The sequence below is a fragment of the Acetomicrobium sp. S15 = DSM 107314 genome, from assembly GCF_016125955.1.
In the GTDB taxonomy this organism is placed as follows: Bacteria; Synergistota; Synergistia; order Synergistales; family Thermosynergistaceae; genus Thermosynergistes; species Thermosynergistes pyruvativorans.
On the sequence record NZ_JADEVE010000189.1, the window covers coordinates 1 to 318 of the forward strand.

Consider the following 318-nt stretch of genomic DNA (forward strand, 5'->3'; position numbering starts at 1 on the left):
GCGTAGCCACCGCCAAAACCGAATAAGCCAACTTTGAAAAAGCTAAATAGAAGTTGCAAAAGTTGCACTTAGTGCGCCAAATTACGGCTTCCCTCACACTCTTAGCTTGTATGATACCTTCTTAATTTTCAGCTTTATTTATTTCTTCTTTCTCTTCCTTAGCTGGCCTGATAAAGAATCCCGCTATCGAAGCGGTATCGAGGCGCGATTTCGACGCCGCTAAAGCTATGTATGGTCGCGCCGAGGAGGCGAGCCGCAAGCTCACAGCGTTGATGGAAAGGTGCCTTGCCATATGTAAAGGCGAGGCGCCTCTTGAGG

At 48.1% G+C, this 318-nt stretch carries 1 protein-coding gene; it reads right to left on the reverse strand.

Annotated elements, in window-relative coordinates; all coding sequences use genetic code 11:
* Positions 1–121: 121 nt before the first annotated feature.
* Positions 122–318: hypothetical protein (locus tag EZM41_RS05485; RefSeq protein ID WP_232619108.1), on the reverse strand; the 197-nt coding region annotated here is incomplete at its 5' end.